Raw genomic sequence first — 18,410 nt, 5'->3', positions numbered from 1 at the left:
GCCGCGTCACCCCCATTTCAAGGACCCTGGACTATGTCACTGCACCCTGAACTCACGGCTTTCCTGGACCTGGTGGAGGAGGGTCGGCTCGCCGGCCGTCCACCGCTGCACGCCTTGTCACCGGTGGCGGCGCGCGAATCCTTCGAGCAAGCCTCCGCCGGGCTGGTCTGGCCCTGGCCCCGGCAAGTTGCGCGGCGCGAGCTGACAGCGCGCACACGCGACGGCGCCGAGCTGGGGCTGCGCCTCTATCTGCCCGAGGTCGCCTGCGACGGGGCGTGGCCGGTGCTGTTGTACTTTCATGGCGGTGGCTATGTGGTGGGCAGCCTGGACTCCCATGAGGGCATCTGCGCCGAGCTTGCCTGGCGCACGCCCTGCGCGGTGCTCGCCGTGGATTACCGGCGGGCCCCGGAACACCGCTTCCCGACAGCGCTGTTCGATGCCGAGGATGCCCTGCGCTGGTTGCAGGCCGAGGGCCCCGCGCTGGGCCTGGATGTGGACCGGCTGGCGGTGGGCGGCGACAGTGCCGGGGCGACCCTGGCGACGGTGCTGGCGATCCAGGCGGCGAGGGCGCCGCAGGACTGGCCGCTGATTCGCCTGCAGCTGTTGTGTTATCCCAGCACCGATGCTTCGCGCGCGACGGTTTCCAATGACTTGTTCGACGAAGGTTATCTGCTGGAAAGTGCCACGCTGGAGTGGTTTTACAGCCAGTACCAGCGTACCCCGGCTGATCGCCTGGACTGGCGCTTTTCGCCGCTGCTGTGCGAGGACGTGCGCGGGGTGGCCCCGGCGTTTGTGGGGCTGGCGCAGTACGATCCGCTGCATGATGAGGGGGTTGCCTATGTCGAGCGTTTGCAGGCGGCGGGGGTGAGCGTGACCTGGCGCGACTATGCGGGGACTCACGATCTGTTGCGGATGGGGGCGATCATGCCGGGGATTGATCAGGTCTATGCCGAGATGGCGGGTAGCCTGGCTCAGGCATTGCGGAGCTGTGAGTAAGGTTTTTCGCGGGTGGTCCTGTGGGCTTATCCATTTGTTGTGGCGAGGCTGCCGGCCCCTTCCGCTCTTACGGCGGCCTAGCCGAAGGTGCTGCGCACCAGCCCCCTACAGACACCTCCACTCGGCCTCCTGAAATCGCATTTTGCGGCGCCTGAACGTTCGTGCATGAAGATCAAGATCAAAAGCGGGCTCCCGCCAGTGGGAACAGGCCCAATCGGTGGGAGCGGGCTTGCCCCGCGATGGATCGTGAATTTTGCCGATAGATTCATGCCTGCCGGTAATCCCGCTTCAGCGTTGCAGTTGGATGTGCACGGCTCAGGGGACTATCGCGGGGCAAGCCCGCTCCCACCGAGCCCGCTCCTACCTGGCTGTTGGCAGTGGTCTTTGATCTCGAAGATGCGCCAGTACAGGCGCAGCCCGTAACTTCGCGACTTCAGGAGGCCGGTTCCTTTTGCCAAGACAAAAGGGACCCGCTGTAAGGGCGGAAGGGGCCATCAGCGTCGCCACATGAAATGGATAAGCTCGCAGACGTAACCCCCAGCCCACGCTCCGGAGGACGGATCATGAGGTGTCCACCATGTCTGCGCACAGGCGTTCACCATGTCCCGGTCACAAGAACCGAAGGCCGGGCGCAATACGCCCGGCATGGAAGATCAGCCCACCGACAACGGGCTGAAGTCGGCGCGTTCGAGCACCATCAGCGCGGCACGCTTGTGCGGGAAATCGAACTCCTTGAGCTTGCCAAAACCCACCGACGCCATGTAACCGATCATCTTCGCATTGTCGGCACGGGGCTCAGCCACCACCCGACAGGTACGCGGCTCGTCGAGCAACAGCCAGTCGACCAGCGAACGCAGCCAGCAATCGACCTTGGCCGGCCCGCGGTGATGCTCCTCGCCCACCAGCATATGGATACCACGGTCGAACTCACCCGCCGGATAGAATGGCGCAATGCGATCATCCTGCGCCCAGTACACCTCGTAATAGGCAAAGGGCTCGTCGTCAAAGCAACCAATGACGCTGAAGATGTGCAGAGTATCGACAATCTTCTGCAGGTACTCACGGTGCTCCTCGAGCGTGCCTTGCTCGTCCCAGAAGTGCGCCACGCGGGTGTTGTTCTGCCAGCGGTTGAACAGCGGCAGGTCCGTTTCGATGTCCAGCGTGCGCAGGGAGAACCACATCCCGAGGCGCTCGTCATAGCGACGGTACAGCTCACCCTGGGGCTTGCTGCGGGCCGGGGCAGGGGTCAGCGTTGCGGTGGTCATGTTCATCCAGGCAGCTCCTTTCAGGCCGACGCCGACAGCACGTTGTCGAGTAGCTCCAGATGGCCGTGCCCACCAGCTTCGGCCAGTTCGAGCAAGGCTTCGGAGATTTCCCAGGCGCGTGCCGGCAACACCGACAGCAAGGTGTCGCTCAGGCCGTGGTTGGCTTCCGAGAAACCCTGGACGAACACGCCGGCCTTGAGGTTTGGCGTGGCGCGCACGCGGTAGCTGCGCTCGACGTCGAAGTCGCCCAGGTACTCGGCCAGCGGCGCGAGCAGGGCTTTGTGCGACTTGCGCTCGTAGCCGGTGGCGAGGATCACCGCATCATAGTGTTGCGCCTCTTCGTGGCCAGTGGCGACCTCGCGCAGGTGCAGGCGGATGCCATGCTCGCCGGCGCTGGCGCTTTGCACCTGGGTACGGCAGCGGAAGGCATGGCGCTCGCGCTTGGAGACTTTCTGGCGGTAGAGGATGCCGTAGATCTGTTCGATCAGGTTGAGGTCGACCACCGAGTAGTTGGTGTTGTGGAACTCGCTGATCAGACGCTCGCGTTCGGACTCGGGCTGATCGAAGAACAGGTGGGTGTTTTCCGGGGCGAAGATCTGGTTGACGAAGGGGCTGTCGTCGGCAGGCTTGAGCACTTCGCTACGCAGGATCAGGTCGACCCGTACGTTGGGGTAACTGTCGTTGAGGTCGATGAACGCCTCGGCGGCGCTTTGCCCGCCACCGACCACGGCAATGCGCATGGGCTCACCGCGTGCGCAGCGCTGCTGGGTGATGCGGCTGAGGTATTGCGAGTGGTGGAACACCCGGCCATCGTCGCGCAGCCCTTTGAATACCGCGGGAATGCGCGGCGTGCCGCCGGTGCCGACGACCACCGAACGGGTGCGGCGACGGTGCTCGCGGCCCTGGCTGTCGACCGAGACCACATCCAGCAGCTCGATGGTCTTGTCCAGGCCAATGACGGGTTCCACCCGCTCGACGCGATTGCCGTAGGCGCATTGCTCGCTGAAGTGCCCGGCGACCCAGCGCAGGTAGTCGCTGTATTCCATCCGGCACGGGTAGAAGGTGCCCAGGTTGATGAAGTCGATCAGGCGTCCGTGCTGCTGCAGGTAATTGACGAAGCTGTAGCGGCTGGTGGGGTTGCGCAGGGTGACCAGGTCCTTGAGGAAGGAAATCTGCAGTTCGCTCTGGCTGACCAGGGTGTCGCCGTGCCAGTGATAGTCAGTCTGCCGATCGAGGAACAGACTGTTGGCCCGGCGGCCTGCCGTCTCGGCCTGTTCCTCGAGGGCAATGGCCAGGGCCAGGTTGGAAGGGCCGAAGCCGACGCCGATCACGTCGAAAGGCTTGTTGCTGGACTGTCGCTGGGACATTCGCGAATCCTCCTTTGAAGTGGTGCCCTGAACGTGTGACCAAGTGGACAGCGCGTCAGAAGCGTTCATCAGGCTTGACGAATGAACGCGCAGGTTCTTCAGCAACGGCCGAATTGACCTACGAACGGATCAGCAAATTCAGGGGGGAAACCCAGCAAAAGCGAAGTGGATGGAGTAAGCTTGGCGAAATTTTCCTGCTGTCAGCACATCATGCCCAACCCCTCCCACCCCGACAAAGCCCCGAGCGAAATGGCCGCCGACTGGTGCGTGCGTCTGCATTTCGAGGAGTGCACCGACGCCGATCGCGCTGAATTCCTGCGTTGGTACGATGCCGACCCGGCGCACGCGGTGGAGTACGCCAACATGTGCAAGGTCTGGCAGGTCAGCGAGCAATTGCCGCCGCGTGTACAGGTGCCGGAGAGGGGGCGTTCGCGGCGGCGTGCTGCGCCGTTGCTGGCCCGTGCGGCCGTGCTGGTACTGGCCGTGGGCGGCGCCTGGGGGGCTGGCTGGTCCTGGGGGGTACTGCCGGGCAGTGTGCGTTATTACATGGCCGAGGAGGCGCGCCGTCAGGTGCAGCTTCCGGATCACAGCCAGGTCGAGCTGAACCAGCGCTCCGGCATGCTGTACCTGGGCTTTCGTGACCAGCGCCAGGTGGTGCTGCGCGATGGCGAGGCGTATTTCGATGTGCAGCGCGACCTGGACAAGCCGTTCGTGATAAGCGCCGACAACGCCAGCATTCGGGTGACGGGTACTCATTTCAACGTCTGGACCGCTCCGGTGCAGACGACTGTCAGCGTGACCGAGGGCACGGTGCTGGTGTCGCGCAGCGAGGGCGGCGACGGCCGTAATCAGGGCGCCGAGCTGACCGCCGGCATGCAGGCGGTGGCCAGCCAGGGGCGCTCGCTCCAGCTCAAGCGTATCGACCCCTCGCGTCCGGCGGCCTGGCGCAACGGCAAGTTGATGCTCGATGACATCAGCCTGCGCGATGCCATCGCGCAGATAAACCGCTACCTCAAGGTGCCGCTGCAGCTGGAGGGCGGTGCGGTCGGTGATCTGCGCTTTGGCGGCATTTACGACACTGCCGACCTTGGCCATTTGGTCAGGGCGTTGCCGCAGGTACTTCCGGTGAAATTGCGCCACAGCGATGGTGTGATTCTGGTTTCGGCTCGCTGAATTTAGGTCTTCACGGCGTTCCGGGGGCGATGATCCTTGGTTGGGTTGGGCTGAGTTGTGAGCTTATCCATTTCGTGCGGCGAGGCTGCCGGCCCCTTCCGCCCTTACGGCGGCCTACTTTTCTCTTGGGAAAAGTAGGCAAAACCGCTTGCTCCTGCATACGGCCCTACGCTGCGCTCCGGGTCCCCTCGCTCCGGCGCCTTCCGGGGCCACGCGGCCTACGACTTGCTTCGCCAAGTTTACGTCTCGCGTCTTCGGCTACGCCGAAGGTGCTGCGCACTGCCCCTACAGGCACCTCCACTCGGCCTCCTGAAGTCGCATTTTGCGGCGCCTGAACCTTCGTGCATGAAGATCAAGATCAAAAGCGGGGACGGGCCGTGGGCGTCACCCGCCGGTGGGAGATGGCCCAATCTGTGGGAGCGGGCTTGCCCCGCGATGGATTTTGAATTTTGCCGACAGATTCATGCCTGCCGGAGATCCCGCTTCAGCGTTGCGCCTGGATGTGCATGACTCTGGGGCCCATCGCGGGGCAAGCCCGCTCCCACCGAGCCTGCTCCTGCCTGCTTGTTGGCAGTGGTCTTTGATCTCGAAGATGCGTCCTTCCAGGCGCCGCCCGTAACTTTGCGACTTCAGGAGGCCGAGTGGAGGTGTCTGGAGGGGGCAGGTGCGCAGCACCCTTCGGCGTAGCCGAAGTCGCGAGCCGTAGACTTGGCGCAGCAAGTCGTAGGCCGCGAGGCCCCTGGAGGGCACCGGAGCGAGGGAACCCGGAGCGCAGCGTAGGGCCGGATGCAGGAGCGAGCGGTTTTGCCTACTTTTCCCAAGAGAAAAGTAGGCCGCCGTAAGGGCGGAAGGGGCCATCAGCGTCACCACATGGAATGGATAAACCCACAACACCAACACCAACACAAGAATCCCAATCCCAGAAATTTCGCCCCCCCACCTTCTTTTCCAACAATTCGCTGAATAAATCTCACGCTCATTCGTCGTTCAGGCATGCCCTTTAACACGCCCGCACACAGGCCCCGGCCAATGGCGAGCGTCATGCCTGGAACCCGAGACGATGAGCGAACCTGCACGAAGTACCCTGCATGAACTGACACAGGTGTTGCGTCCTTTCTGGCCACTGTTGCTGGTCTCCACCGTGCTCGGCATTCTGGGTGGCCTGAGCATCACCGGGCTGCTGGCGACCATCAACCATGCCCTGCATGCTGAAGACGGCGCCAGCCGGGGCGTACTGCTGGGCTTTGCCGGATTGTGCCTGATGGCGCTGCTCGGTTCGGTCATCTCCGACATCGGCACCAACTATGTCGGCCAGCATGTGATTGCCCGCCTGCGCAAGAGCCTGGGCCTGAAGATCCTCAGCGCACCCATCGACCAGCTCGAACGCTACCGCAGTCACCGGCTGATCCCGGTGTTGACCCACGATGTCGACACCATCAGCGACTTTGCCTTCGCCTTCGCCCCGTTGGCGGTGTCGTTCAGCGTCACCCTGGGTTGCCTGGTGTACCTGGTGCAGTTATCGCCGGGAATGTTCCTCACCACCACCCTGGCGATTCTGCTGGGCTCGGTGGCGCAGTACTATGCACGGGCACGGGGCATCAAGGGGTTCTTCGAGGCCCGCGACCTGGAAGACGATCTGCAGAAGCACTACCGCTCGATCGCTGAAGGCGCCAAGGAACTGCGCATCAACCGTCCGCGCCGCCAACGCCTGCTCAAGGAAAGCATCGAGGGCACCGCCGACAGCATCTGCCAGAAGCAGGTGAACTCGATCAACCAGTTCGTGGTGGCCAAGGGCGTCGGCTCCACGCTGTTCTTCATCGTCATTGGCGTGGCCCTGGGCTTCCAGGCCATGTGGCCGAGCACCAGTACCGCGACCCTGAGTGGCTTCATCCTGGTGTTGCTGTACATGAAAGGGCCGCTGGAGCATCTGCTCAGTACGCTGCCCGCCATCAGCCGTGCACAAGTGGCGTTTCGCCGGATTGCCGAGCTGTCCGAGCAGTTCACCTCGCCGGAGCCGCACTTGCAGGAAGCGCGCGACAAGCCGCTGCCTACCGACATCACCAGCATCGAGCTGCGCGACGTGCGTTACCGCTATCCGAGCGAGGATGGCGCCTCGGGCTTTGCCATCGGGCCGGTCAATCTGTCGATGCGCAAGGGCGAGATTGTCTTCATCGTCGGTGAGAACGGCGGCGGCAAGACCACCCTGATCAAGCTCTTGCTGGGCTTGTACGTCCCCCAGAGCGGTAGCCTGCTGCTCGACGGCAAGCCCGTCGACGCCACGCAGCGGGACGATTATCGCCAGCTGTTCACCACGGTGCTGTCGGACTTCTTCCTGTTCGAGGACCTCGTCCAGCAGGGCGATGAGGTGCCCGAGGAGGCGATGGTGTACCTGGAACGGCTGGAGATCGCGCACAAGGTACGTATCGACGAGGGGCGTTTCTCTACCCTCGATCTGTCGACCGGCCAGCGCAAGCGTCTGGCACTGCTGCAAGCGTGGACCGAACATCGCCCGGTGCTGGTGTTCGACGAGTGGGCCGCCGATCAGGACCCGACGTTCCGCCGCATTTTCTATACCGAGTTGCTGCCAGACCTGCAGCGCCTGGGCAAGACCATCGTGGTGATCTCCCACGACGACCGTTACTTCGATGCCGCCGACACGCTGTTGCGCATCGACAACGGCCGTCTGGTGCAACATCGCGTCAGCGGCGCCGAGGCGGGCTGAAGTGAGCCCATCGCTGGCCCAGCGCCTGCCGCCGGTACTGCAGCCGCTCGCGTCGCGCACACGCGTCGAGCCGGGCAGTGGCGCGCCGTTGCTCAGCCGCTGGCTGGAGCCGGGGCTGTTGCGCGAGGCGCTGGGGCGGTATGCGCGCAACTGGCCAGAGGCTGATCCACGGGCGGTGGCGTCGCAATGGCATCAGGAGAGCAGCGCGCTGATCCTGCCGCCGCTGCTGCTGGCGCGACTGCTGTATGCCGAGCCGGTAAGCCTGGAACTGGGGCAGTTGCGCATGACCGTGGATGCGCAGGGCGCCCCGGGTGAACTGCACCTGCCGCTGTCAGGGCGCACGCCGGCAGGCGAGGGCAATGGCGCGCGGCTGCTCGATGCGCTGCAGGCGCAGTTGCTGGAACCGTTCGTCAGTCGCTTCGCGGCGCATACCGGCCTTGCGCCGCGCGTGCTGTGGGGCAACGTGGCGCTGTGCATCGACTGGGTTTTGGAGGTGGCCCAGGGCGTAGTACCGACCCGCGCGCTTGGGGAAGCGCGGGCTCATTTGCGTGACGGCCTCCAGGGGGGCGGCTGTCATGCCTTGCGCAGTGCATTGCGCCGCGACGCCAACGGCATCACGCGGCGGGTCTGCTGCCTGCGCGAGCGCCTGGCGTTCGATCGCTGTGCGGTCTGCCCACTGGCCCCGCGCCAGGACACACACAACATGCCAATACAACCATAAAACCATCAGGACCATCATGAGCGTCTATCCACTGAATCAACAGGCACAGCGCCTGCGTCGCGGCATCGCCGCCGCTACCCTCGGGCTTGCCATGGCAGCCGCAGCCCCGGCGATGGCTGAACCGGTGCAGATCAACATTCCGGCCAAGTCGCTGTCCTCGGCCTTGTACGAGCTGGGCAGCCAGGCCAATTTGCAGATCATCTACAGCCAGGACACCGTCTCCGGCCTGCGCAGCCGCAGTGTGGCCGGCAATATGGAGCCGGAGGAAGCGCTGCGCCAGTTGCTCCAGGGGACCAACATTGCCTACCAGATCGAAGGCAACCATGTGACCTTGCAGAGCCACCGCGACGGTGCGGCGATTGCCCTGCCCACCACCAGCGTGGTCAGCCAGGCGTACAGTTCGGTGAGCCCGGATGACGGCTATGTGGCCAAGCGTGCATCGGCGGGCAGCAAGACCGATACCCCGATCATCGAAACACCGTATTCGGTGTCGGTGGTCACCCGTGAGCAGATCAAGGCCCAACAACCCAAGACGGTCGCCCAGGCCCTGCGTTATACCCCGGGCATCAACGCCGAACTGGCTGGCCCGCAGTTCGTTACCGATCAAATGACCATTCGCGGCTTCCAGCAAGGCACCGGCCGCATGCTGCGCGATGGCACCCGCACCTTTCTGCCCGACTTCCTGGGCTGGGATGCCCCGGAGCCCTACGGCCTGGAGCGGATCGAGGTACTGCGTGGTGCAAGCTCGGTGCTCTACGGTGCTTCCGACCCCGGCGGCCAGGTGAACCTGGTCAGCAAGCGTCCGACCCTCGACCCGCTGCGTGAAGTGCAGCTGCAAATGGGCAACCACGATTACAAGCAGGGTGCCTTTGACCTCGGCGATGCCCTGGACGATGAAGGGGTGTGGAGCTACCGCCTCACGGGCCTGTTTCGCGAAGCCGATGCCCAGGCCGATCACATCACCAACCGCCGCGAGTACCTGGCACCGGCGATCAGCTATCGGCCCAGTGACAACACCGAGCTGACTGTGCTGGGCGAATACCAGAAGCAGACCGGCAACTTCGCCAACCCGCTGCCGGCCCAGGGCACCGTGTTTCGCGACCCGCGTGGCCGCCTGGACCGCGATACCTACGTCGGCGACAGCGCCTACGACTACATGACCAACGAGAAGACGTCGTTGGGCTATGTGTTCGAGCACAGCTTCGACGAGATCTGGACCCTGCGTCAGAACGTTCGCTACAGCGACTACCGCCAGTCCAGCTCCGAAATTGCCTTGTTCGGCCCGGCGGGCGATGCCTACTCGCGCTACAACGACGAGCGCAAGGGCGATGGCCGGCTGTTCACCATGGACAACCAGATCCAGGCCAACTTCGCCACGGGACCGGTGGAGCACACCTTGCTGACCGGCGTCGACTACAACAACGGCAAGTTCGACCAGGACCAGTCGCTCAACTTCATCCTGCAGACCTTCGACGTGTTCAATCCCGTCTACGGCGAGCCGCTGACCTTCATTCCGTTCAGTGCCTCCAGCTACGAGCAGAAGCTGTCGCAGACCGGTGTGTACCTGCAGGATCAAATGAAGGTCGATAACTGGGTGTTCCTGCTCGGCGGTCGTTACGACTGGGCCAGCAACCAGAAGGACGACCGCGATCCGCAAACCCAGAAGGATGAAAAGTTCAGCGGTCGCGCGGGTATTGTCTACCTGTTCGACAACGGCCTGGCCCCTTATGCCAGCTACAGCGAATCGTTCCTGCCGGTGATGGGCATCACCGCCAGCAACTCGCAGCTCGACCCGGAAGTCGGCAAGCAATACGAGGTGGGCCTGAAGTATGAGCCGCCGGGCAGCAACAGCCTGTACACCATCGCGGCGTTTGACCTGACCAAGGAGAATGCCACCGAAAACGTCGGCGGCTTCTCGCGCCAGGAAGGCGAAGTTCGCTCCCAGGGTATCGAGCTTGAGGGCAAGACCGAAGTCACCCCGGGTTTCAACCTGATTGGCAGCTACACCTGGAACGACGTCGAAGTCACCAAGTCTGACGTCGGCAACAAAGGCAACACACCGTTCCGGATTCCCGAGCACATGGCCTCGATCTGGGGCGACTACATCGTCCAGGGCGGCCCGCTCGAAGGGCTGCGCATTGGCGCCGGCGCCCGCTACGTGGGCAGCACCTACGGTGATTCGGCCAACAGCTTCAAGGTCGACAGCTACAGCGTGGTCGATGCCCTGGTCGCTTACGAACTGGGCAAGGTCGACGCCTCGCTCGACGGTGTGGAAGTGTCGCTCAACGCCACCAACCTGTTCGACGAGGACTACGTGGCGGGCTGCTTCAGCACGGTGGGTTGCCAGTACGGCCAGCAGCGGACGGTCTACGGTACCGTGACCTATAACTGGTAGGCCGAAGCTTCCATCCTCATTGAAAAACGTCACTGGCGCCTTCGGGCGCCAGTGTTGTTTCTGCGCCCGTCTACCCCCGTCGGTGTATGTACAGCTTCAGGGCTGCATTGATAGCGTTACCCCACTTCCTGTTTACGTCACACCGCTTGTCATTAAAAAAACAATAGTGGAGAGGTGCGTTATGAGTAGTTTGAAGTTGAGCCGAAGCCTGGGGTTCTGGGCTGCCTACTCCACATCGGTGGGCCTGGTGGTTTCGGGTACGGCCATGGTGGCGCTGGGTAACGGCTACGGTGTTTCGGGGCCTGCATTCAGCATCGTCGCGTTGCTGGCCCTGATGGTGATCCTGTGTATCGCCATGTCCTATTCCGAGCTTGCGGCCATGCTGCCGGGGGCCGGCATGGTGGGTGAATACACGCTGCCTGCGCTGGGCAAGCTCCCGGCCCTGTTTGCGGTACTGGCTGGCTACATCGTTCTGGTCGGCACCGACGGCGGTACCAACATGATCATCGGCGGCCAGTCGCTGGAGCGCTTGACAGGGGTGCCGTGGTACCTGTTTTCACTGGGTATCCTGGCGGTACTGGTGGCCATCAACCTCAAAGGCGTGGACCTGTTCGGCCGGGTACAAACGACCCTGGCCATCGCCATGATGCTGATGCTTGGCCTGGTGGGTGTATGGGGCTTGTCCGGGTTCCAGACTGCCCCGCAACTGGCCGAGCAGCCGGCCTTCTCAGTGGGCACATGGCAGGACCAGCTGGGTCACCTGAGCCTGGCGATCTGGCTGTTCATCGGGATGGAATTCGTCGCGCCCCTGGCCGAAGAGGTCAAGAACCCGGGGCGAACCATCCCCCTGGCAATGATCTTCGGCTGCGCAAGCATCTGGCTGGTCGACTTGCTGTTTGGCTTGAGCATCACCCGTTACCTGTCGCTTGAAGAGCTGGCGGCCTCGACCATTCCCCATGTCGATGGCGCTGCGGCCATGCTCGGCCAGCCGGGGCTGATCCTCATGGGCAGTATCTCGATCCTGGCGGCGGTGACGACCTGTGACACCTACCTGATCGCCGTGCCGCGCATGCTTTATGGCCTGTCGCGCGAAGGCATGCTGCCGAAGATCTTCTCCTGGCTGCACCCCACCGCCAGAACACCCTGGTTCAGTATCTTCTTTGTGGTGGCGCTGATCCTGATCGTTCTGGTCTACGCCATGGCCAACCATGCCGACATTGCCTTGATCACCATGATGATCAGCGTGGCCTGCACCACCTGGTTGATGTCGTACCTGATCGCCCAGGTGAATGTGCTGGTACTGCGGGCCAAGTACCCCAATGCCCACCGTCCATTCCGCACGCCGCTCTATCCGTTGCCACAGGTGGTCGGGATTGTTGCATGCCTTTACATGATCGGTTCACTGGTCGCGGACGCCCAGGTGCTGGGCATTGCCGTGGTGTGCTCGGCGTTGATCCTGGCGTTTGGCGTGATCTACCTGAAGAAGACCGGCCAGGCCCTGTTCCAGCCGGTGCCGCTCGACGAGGTGCTGCGCCGGATCGTGCATCGCTCCGAATCGCTGGATGAACCCGGTGACGGTGTCGAGCGTGACTTGCTTGCCCAGCTGAAACGCCAGTAACCCGACGACGGAGCCCGCATGGATCTTTATTCGATCATCGACCGGCGCGCGCAGCAGATGCTTCGCGATACGGTTTCTCGCTTCGACCCGTACATGGCGCATGACGGTGGGGAGGGGGTACGTGCAGTGTCAGGCCTGGACCACCGCCTGGCCGCGGATGACCTGGTGCTCGAGCATCGCTTGTCGAGCAAATTGATCGGCCGCATCTACACCTGCCGCTGGCGCTGGAAGGTCGCAGTGGACCTGGGCGCCGTATCCCAGGTGATTCGCCTGCGTTATCGCGGCTGGAAGCCATCGAGCCGGACGGCGAGCTTTGTCGGGCAGCGGGGCAACAGCGCCTTGTGCGATCAACTCAACGCCAGTGCCGTTGTACTGCCCCTGTGCACGGCCATGGAGCTGGGGGGCTTGAGCATCCACTACCACGCCGCAGAGAAAACCTGTGAGGTCGTACTGAGTCCCAACTATGGGGACTTTGTCTGGATGCTCATACCGCCGGTGAAGTACGGGCGCCAACCCACACCTGCTGAAGTGGACAGCACGGTGCTGCTCATTCAACAGCTCTCCCTGATTCTTCACGCCAGCCGATGCCAGGCCTTGGCCGGCTGAGCGTGGTCATCGAACAGCCTTGCGCGCGCAGGAGCCCTGCGCGCGAGGGGACAGTGTTGCCAAAAAACGTTACTTCATGAGGATGTCGTTATGTTGGACACAAACAAGAAAACCATGACAGCCGCTGTACTTCGTGAGCTGGGCGGACCGCTGAACCTTGAACAGGTGCCTATTCCGCAGCCTGGCATCGGTGAAATTCTCATCAAGGTCGTGGCCTGTGGCGTGTGCCACAGTGATGTGCATGCCTGCGATGGCGACTGGCCTACACCGCCCAACCTGCCGCTGATTCCCGGCCACGAAGTGACCGGGCATATTGCCGAGCTGGGCGAGGGGGTGACCGGCTATAAGGTTGGCGATACCGTTGGCGTGCCTTGGATGTACAGCGCCTGCGGCGCGTGTGAGTACTGCCGTGCAGGCATGGAGACCATCTGCAAGCAGGGCGAGGCCACCGGCTACAGCAAACCCGGGGGCTATGCCGAGTACATGATTGCCCCAGCGGCGTTCGTGGCAAAAGTACCGCAAGGTGCCGACTTGTATGCGCTGGCACCGATTCTCTGCGCCGGGGTCACGACGTATCGCGGGCTCAAGCGTTCGGGGGCGCGTCCGGGGCAGTGGATGGCCGTGATCGGCATCGGTGGCCTGGGGCATGTGGCGGTGCAATATGCCAAGGCCATGGGCTTGAGGGTGGTGGCCGTTGACGTCAGTGATGAAAAACTGGAACTGGCCCACCGCTTGGGCGCCGAGCGCGTGTACAACGTGCTCAAAGACCCTGAAAGTGCGATCCACGAAGAGCTGGGTGGGGTCCATGGCGTGCTGGTGACGGCCACCTCCAACAAGGCATTTGAACTGGCCGTGAAACTGCTGCGTCCCGGCGGCACGGCAATCTACATTGGCCAGCCAGGCGGTGCTGCCGATGAAGTGCGCAGCTCCATCGACCGCATCGTCAACTGGGAGCTGTCCATCCGCGGCTCCAACGTGGGCACCCGGCAAGACTTGCACGAGGCCGTGGAGTTTGCCGCCAATGGCCTGGTTGCGGTCCAGGCGAGCCTGACCACCCTGGAGGAGATCGGCGCGATTTTCGAGCAGATTCGCCAGGGAACGGTAGTGGGCCGCAAAGTACTGAAAATTTCCTGACGCTGGCCCGGCTGGCGTGCACGCGCCAGCCGGGTGGCTTGCTTGGAGCTCAATCATGAATGCCGATACGCAGCTGTACATCAATGGGCAATGGGTGGACCCGGTCGAGGGCGGGACCTTCGACACGATCGACCCGAGCAGTGAGGCACTGATTGCCAGGGTAGGCGCTGCCACGGCCGCCGACGTCGACCTGGCCGTGCGGGCCGCACGCCAGGCCTTTGACGAGGGGCCTTGGCCACACATGAACGGTTCGGCGCGGGCCGACGTGTTGCGGCGTATCGCCCAGGGCATCCGCAATCGCCAACAGGCACTGGCCGAACTGGAGGTGCGCGACAACGGCAAGCCGCTGCCGGAGGCCCTGTGGGACATCGGCGATGCCGCGGGCTGCTTTGACTACTATGCCGAGCTCGCCGAAGGCCTGGACGATCAGCAAGAACACCCCGTCGCCTTGGCCGATGAGCGTTTCAGCTCAGTGGTGCGCAAGGAGCCGGTGGGCGTGGCCGGTGCGATCATTCCGTGGAACTTCCCCCTGCTGATGGCCGCCTGGAAGGTGGCACCGGCCTTGGCGGCCGGCTGCTGCATGGTGCTCAAGCCATCCGAGCTGACGCCCTTGACGGCGCTTGAGCTGGCGCGCATCGCGGACACTGCCGGGTTGCCTGCCGGGGTGTTGAACGTGCTGCCTGGCCTGGGCCAGGACGCCGGTGCCGCGCTGGCCGCGCATCCGGGTATCGACAAGCTGGCCTTCACCGGCAGCGTGCCCACCGGCAGCAGGATCATGCAAGCGGCCGCCAACGACATCAAGAACATCAGCCTGGAACTGGGCGGCAAGTCGCCTTTCATCATCTTTGCCGACAGCGATATCGAGGCGGCTGTCGAGTGGATCATGTTCGGCATCTTCTGGAACCAGGGACAGGTGTGCTCCGCGACGTCGCGGGTATTGGTGCAGCGCGAACTCTACGCGCCGCTACTGGAGCGGCTACGCCAGGAGGCCGAGAAGCTTCGCATCGGCAACGGCCTGGAGGACGGCGTGCTGCTTGGGCCACTGGTGAGCAAGGGCCAGTACGACAAGGTGTTGAGCGCCATTGCCGACGGGCTGGAGGAGGGCGCTCGGCTGGTCTATGGAGGCGTGCGGCCGGCCGGTTTTGACAAAGGCTTCTACCTGCAACCCACGATCTTTGCCGATGTACCTCCCGGCAGCCGGATCTGGCGCGAAGAAGTATTCGGTCCGGTGGTGTGCATCCGGCCGTTTGACGATGAGGCCCAGGCGCTGCGTTCAGCCAACGACTCGCGCTTCGGCCTGGCGGCGGCGGTGATGTCCAAAGACCTGCTGCGTGCCGAACGGGTGGCACGCAAACTGCGCGCCGGCATCGTCTGGATCAATTGCTCGCAGCCGACCTTTACCGAGGCGCCCTGGGGCGGCTACAAACAGAGTGGCATCGGTCGCGAGCTGGGCGAGTGGGGGTTGAACAACTACCTGGAAATCAAACAGATTACCCGCTACGACAGCGACCAGGACTGGGGGTGGTACCTCAAGTAAAACCGCTGCCTGCCAAACCGGTGGCCTGCTCCACCGGCTACCTGCACCCCTTGAGGTTTGCGCTGATGCAACTGCACCTGACTGATTGGACTCGAAGTGTTGTCGACGTGCTGACGCAGCCGCCCGGCGGTCAGCAGTTGCGAGCGCTGGCTGCCTGGTTGAGACGCTTGAGTATCGCGGACCACTTCGTGCTGTTCATTTATGAGGGCAGCTATCGCCCGCTGGCATTGTTCGACACCTTCACGGCAGAACAGCGCTGCATCTTCATAGACGAGTACCAGACCGGTCCTTACCTGCTCGATCCGTTCTACCTGGCCTGCCACCCGGAACAGTCCGAGGGCGTTTACAGCATGCGCCAGTTGGCGCCGGACCAGTTCTACAACAGCGAATACTTCCTGACCTATTACCACCATCTCGGGCTGTGCGAAGAAGTGGGTTTTTTCATCACCTTGCGCCCGGACACCCATGGGGTGCTGTCACTGATGCGCCGACGCGGGCGCACACGGTTCTTTGACGACGAAATCAGGCAACTGGAAAGCGCCGTCCCGGTGGTCAGCGCGGCAGTGCGCGCGGCCTGGGAAGCAAACAGCCAGGCCGCGGCAAGGCCGATGGATGATCATGACCACCTGGTACAAGAGGCGTTTGCCAACTTTGGCCGTGGTTCGTTGACCGAGCGTGAGCGTGAAGTGGTCAGGTTGTTGCTGCAGGGGCACTCCAGCCAGTCCATTGCGCAGAAGCTGCGGATCAGCCCGGCGACGGTGAAGGTTCACCGCAAGAACCTGTATGAAAAGCTGGGAATTGGCAGTCAGTCAGAGCTATTGGCGCTGTTTGTACAGGCGATCAAGGGGAAATCGTTGAACCCTGCAAAAGCGATCTGTAGCCAGGAACTAGGGTAGAGTGCCCGCCACCGTCGGTTATCAAGCGTTAGTTGAAGAATGAATCGTCCGCTGTTCGTTTCTCTGGATGGGCCCAAGGGGTCTGGCAAAACCACGCTGTTGGAGGCCATTACCAAAGTATTGAGGGCCGACAACAAGAAGGTGATCCGCCTGTGCGAGAAAAAAAGCGATCCCTATCGCGGTGAAACAATGGCCCTCGTCAACCAGCTCGTCAGGCATCCCAGCCGGGAGCTGGAATTGCAGGTGTGTGAGCGCTTTGCCGATAGCCGTGCCTGGATTTCCCGGCACGTGCTGCCTAAACAGCCACGCGACAGCATCATCTTGATCGATCGCTGGTACCCGTCCGATGCGGCGTTTCGCCGGTTGCTCCCGTTTGCAGAAATTCTGCAACTGAACATTGATCGGAATGTGCAAGTGCCAGACCTGCATGTCGGGGTTGTCACCGCGCCTGGAATTTCATGGGCGCGGGCGGCGGCACGCTCGCGTGGCCTGGGCAGTACAGTGATGCACACGCTGGAAGAGCATGTCGCCTGTACCGAGGCGTTCGAGCGAGCCATCGTCGATCACGGCTGGGTGTTGTGCCGTAATGAACGGACGGTCGAAGAGGCAACGATGCAGGTGGTTTGCGAGATCTATCGCGTGCTTGCGGATGCCGAAGGCGCAGTCAGCCAGGAGCACCCGCCACTGTGACCTGGCGGGTGCCGCAACGGAAACCTTACCGAACCGCTTGCCTGATGCGGTCTTAGCCGGCTTTGATGTCGCCGCAGAACATGGGTCGACTGCCATCGGCCGCGCTGGTGCGCACCAGCAAGGCATAGTCTCCCCGGGTCAAGTCAGCCAGCGCTACCGGGGCCTGGGACCCATAGCGGGTACGCGGGGCCAGGGACAGGTAGTTGAGGGTTTCGACCTTGTCGGTCTTGTAGGCAGGCGCTTTTCCCAGGTTTTGGCAGGAGCCTGCGTAGATTTCGGTTTCAAGGCGGCTCGGGACTGCCATGTGGTCGGGCAAGCCGGCGGTGGTGAGGTAGATGCTGGTGGTATCGCCTGTAGGGTTCAGGGAGGCACGCGCGGTATGGCCTGCATTCTGCGGGGTAGCATTGAGAGGGACATCGACAATATCGGCGTTGCTTGCGCAACCTGAAATCGCCCCGACTGCCACTACCAACGCTAGCCAAGATGTTCTGTTCATCACAGATCTCCTGATGTGAGGTGCGTTGATTTGGTCCCCCCTATGAAGTCTAGTTTCCTGCTCCGAATACGGGATTCGGCTGATGGGTGGTCAGTTGTAGCCGGAATACAAGGATCTTCACGGGTTTACGGGGTTGATGTTGTTTGTGGCTTTGTGGCTTTGTGGCTTTTGTGAGCTTATCCATTTGCCACGGCGGCGCCGAGTCACCTTTGCGCCCTTACGGCGCCTTACTTTTTTTCAGTCGAAAAAAAAAGTAAGCAAAAAATTCTCGCCCCACCAGGGGCCCTACGCTTCGCTACGGGTCCCCTCTCTCCGGTGTCGCTACGGGGCATTGCGAGCTACGAGTTGCAAGCAACTCTACGCTTCGCAACTTCGGCCAAGGCCGAAGGCGCTACGCGCTAGCCCCTCCACGACACCTCCGCTCGGCCCTTCTGGTTAACGGGGCGGGTGGATCAAGATCAAGAGCACAATTCGCTGCGCTCTTGCTTTTGGACCACGGTGAGCCAGTAGGCACCGCTCTTTTGCTTTTGATCTTGCTTTTGATCTACCTGCCCCGTTAACCAGAAGGGCCGAGCGTAGGGGAAGTGGAGGGGTGAGTGCGAAGCACCTTCGGCGCTAGCCGAAGTCGCGAGACGTAGACTTGGCGAAGCAAGTCGTAGGCCGCGATACCCCGTAGCGACACCGGAGTGAGGGGACCCGGAGCGAAGCGCAGGGCCCCTGGTGGGGCGAGACCTTTGTGTTCCTTTGGGGCGTTTGCCAAAGGAACCCGCCGTAAGGGCGGAAGGGGCCAGTGG

13 protein-coding genes and 1 pseudogene are annotated in these 18,410 nt (G+C 62.8%); 11 read left to right on the top strand and 3 right to left on the bottom strand.

The window, feature by feature from the left end; translation table 11 throughout:
- Positions 1 to 33: 33 nt before the first annotated feature.
- Positions 34 to 996 (top strand): alpha/beta hydrolase, encoded by a 963-nt coding sequence (locus U9R80_RS14930; RefSeq protein WP_301837497.1) that lies wholly within the window; start codon positions 34 to 36, stop codon positions 994 to 996.
- 653 nt (positions 997 to 1,649) lie between these two features.
- Here the strand turns inward: U9R80_RS14930 and U9R80_RS14925 are convergent.
- Both U9R80_RS14925 and U9R80_RS14920 read right to left on the bottom strand, forming a co-directional pair.
- Positions 1,650 to 2,297 (bottom strand): annotated as a pseudogene (locus tag U9R80_RS14925) (GNAT family N-acetyltransferase); the annotation flags it as partial.
- Positions 2,282 to 3,628 carry a lysine N(6)-hydroxylase/L-ornithine N(5)-oxygenase family protein gene (locus U9R80_RS14920; RefSeq protein WP_301837498.1) on the bottom strand — a complete coding sequence of 449 codons (1,347 nt, stop codon included), beginning with the start codon at positions 3,626 to 3,628 and terminating at the stop codon, positions 2,282 to 2,284. The pseudogene U9R80_RS14925 and the gene U9R80_RS14920, both read right to left, overlap by 16 nt.
- A gap of 210 nt (positions 3,629 to 3,838) precedes the next feature.
- On the opposite strand from U9R80_RS14920, the gene U9R80_RS14915 reads away from it, so the two are divergent.
- From U9R80_RS14915 to U9R80_RS14870, 10 genes are all read left to right on the top strand, one after another.
- Positions 3,839 to 4,801 (top strand): FecR family protein, encoded by a 963-nt coding sequence (locus U9R80_RS14915; RefSeq protein WP_324803081.1) that lies wholly within the window; start codon positions 3,839 to 3,841, stop codon positions 4,799 to 4,801.
- A gap of 1,060 nt (positions 4,802 to 5,861) precedes the next feature.
- The gene (locus U9R80_RS14910) at positions 5,862 to 7,523 is read left to right on the top strand and encodes a cyclic peptide export ABC transporter (RefSeq protein WP_301837500.1); all 1,662 of its coding nucleotides are present in this window, start codon (positions 5,862 to 5,864) and stop codon (positions 7,521 to 7,523) included.
- Between the two features lies 1 nt (position 7,524).
- The gene (gene fhuF / locus U9R80_RS14905) at positions 7,525 to 8,244 is read left to right on the top strand and encodes a siderophore-iron reductase FhuF (RefSeq protein WP_301837501.1); all 720 of its coding nucleotides are present in this window, start codon (positions 7,525 to 7,527) and stop codon (positions 8,242 to 8,244) included.
- 16 nt (positions 8,245 to 8,260) lie between these two features.
- A complete protein-coding gene (locus U9R80_RS14900; RefSeq protein ID WP_301837502.1) occupies positions 8,261 to 10,639 on the top strand; it encodes a TonB-dependent siderophore receptor in 2,379 nt (792 codons plus the stop codon).
- Between the two features lie 181 nt (positions 10,640 to 10,820).
- Positions 10,821 to 12,257: an APC family permease gene (locus U9R80_RS14895; protein WP_301837503.1), complete on the top strand. Its 1,437-nt coding sequence runs from the start codon at positions 10,821 to 10,823 to the stop codon at positions 12,255 to 12,257.
- An 18-nt stretch (positions 12,258 to 12,275) separates the two neighbouring features.
- Positions 12,276 to 12,863: a hypothetical protein gene (locus tag U9R80_RS14890; RefSeq protein ID WP_301837504.1), complete on the top strand. Its 588-nt coding sequence runs from the start codon at positions 12,276 to 12,278 to the stop codon at positions 12,861 to 12,863.
- 90 nt (positions 12,864 to 12,953) lie between these two features.
- A complete protein-coding gene (locus tag U9R80_RS14885) occupies positions 12,954 to 13,997 on the top strand; it encodes a zinc-dependent alcohol dehydrogenase (RefSeq protein WP_301837505.1) in 1,044 nt (347 codons plus the stop codon).
- Between the two features lie 55 nt (positions 13,998 to 14,052).
- A complete protein-coding gene (locus U9R80_RS14880; RefSeq protein WP_301837506.1) occupies positions 14,053 to 15,534 on the top strand; it encodes an aldehyde dehydrogenase family protein in 1,482 nt (493 codons plus the stop codon).
- Positions 15,519 to 16,430 carry a LuxR C-terminal-related transcriptional regulator gene (locus tag U9R80_RS14875; RefSeq protein ID WP_301837507.1) on the top strand — a complete coding sequence of 304 codons (912 nt, stop codon included), beginning with the start codon at positions 15,519 to 15,521 and terminating at the stop codon, positions 16,428 to 16,430. The genes U9R80_RS14880 and U9R80_RS14875 overlap by 16 nt, the downstream gene beginning before the upstream one ends.
- Positions 16,431 to 16,469: 39 nt before the next feature.
- Positions 16,470 to 17,120, top strand: coding sequence for a dTMP kinase (locus U9R80_RS14870; RefSeq protein WP_301837508.1), 651 nt, complete (start codon positions 16,470 to 16,472; stop codon positions 17,118 to 17,120).
- 52 nt (positions 17,121 to 17,172) lie between these two features.
- Here U9R80_RS14870 and U9R80_RS14865 read toward each other — a convergent pair whose 3' ends face one another.
- A complete protein-coding gene (locus tag U9R80_RS14865; RefSeq protein ID WP_301837509.1) occupies positions 17,173 to 17,616 on the bottom strand; it encodes a hypothetical protein in 444 nt (147 codons plus the stop codon).
- Between the last annotated feature and the right edge of the window lie 794 nt (positions 17,617 to 18,410).

The sequence above is a fragment of the Pseudomonas sp. JQ170C genome (genome assembly GCF_035581345.1).
Classification (GTDB): Bacteria; Pseudomonadota; Gammaproteobacteria; order Pseudomonadales; family Pseudomonadaceae; genus Aquipseudomonas.
The sequence above is the reverse complement of the archived record's forward strand: the minus strand, read 5'-3'. Positions and strand labels throughout refer to the sequence as shown.

Bases quoted from the DNA above. Each gene is read 5' to 3' on its own strand.
- U9R80_RS14930 (WP_301837497.1), top strand. From the start codon at position 34: ATGTCACTGCACCCTGAACTCACGGCTTTCCTGGACCTGGTGGAGGAG.
- U9R80_RS14920 (WP_301837498.1), bottom strand. From the start codon at position 3,628: ATGTCCCAGCGACAGTCCAGCAACAAGCCTTTCGACGTGATCGGCGTC.
- U9R80_RS14915 (WP_324803081.1), top strand. From the start codon at position 3,839: ATGCCCAACCCCTCCCACCCCGACAAAGCCCCGAGCGAAATGGCCGCC.
- U9R80_RS14910 (WP_301837500.1), top strand. From the start codon at position 5,862: ATGAGCGAACCTGCACGAAGTACCCTGCATGAACTGACACAGGTGTTG.
- U9R80_RS14900 (WP_301837502.1), top strand. From the start codon at position 8,261: ATGAGCGTCTATCCACTGAATCAACAGGCACAGCGCCTGCGTCGCGGC.
- U9R80_RS14895 (WP_301837503.1), top strand. From the start codon at position 10,821: ATGAGTAGTTTGAAGTTGAGCCGAAGCCTGGGGTTCTGGGCTGCCTAC.
- U9R80_RS14890 (WP_301837504.1), top strand. From the start codon at position 12,276: ATGGATCTTTATTCGATCATCGACCGGCGCGCGCAGCAGATGCTTCGC.
- U9R80_RS14885 (WP_301837505.1), top strand. From the start codon at position 12,954: ATGTTGGACACAAACAAGAAAACCATGACAGCCGCTGTACTTCGTGAG.
- U9R80_RS14880 (WP_301837506.1), top strand. From the start codon at position 14,053: ATGAATGCCGATACGCAGCTGTACATCAATGGGCAATGGGTGGACCCG.
- U9R80_RS14870 (WP_301837508.1), top strand. From the start codon at position 16,470: ATGAATCGTCCGCTGTTCGTTTCTCTGGATGGGCCCAAGGGGTCTGGC.
- U9R80_RS14865 (WP_301837509.1), bottom strand. From the start codon at position 17,616: ATGAACAGAACATCTTGGCTAGCGTTGGTAGTGGCAGTCGGGGCGATT.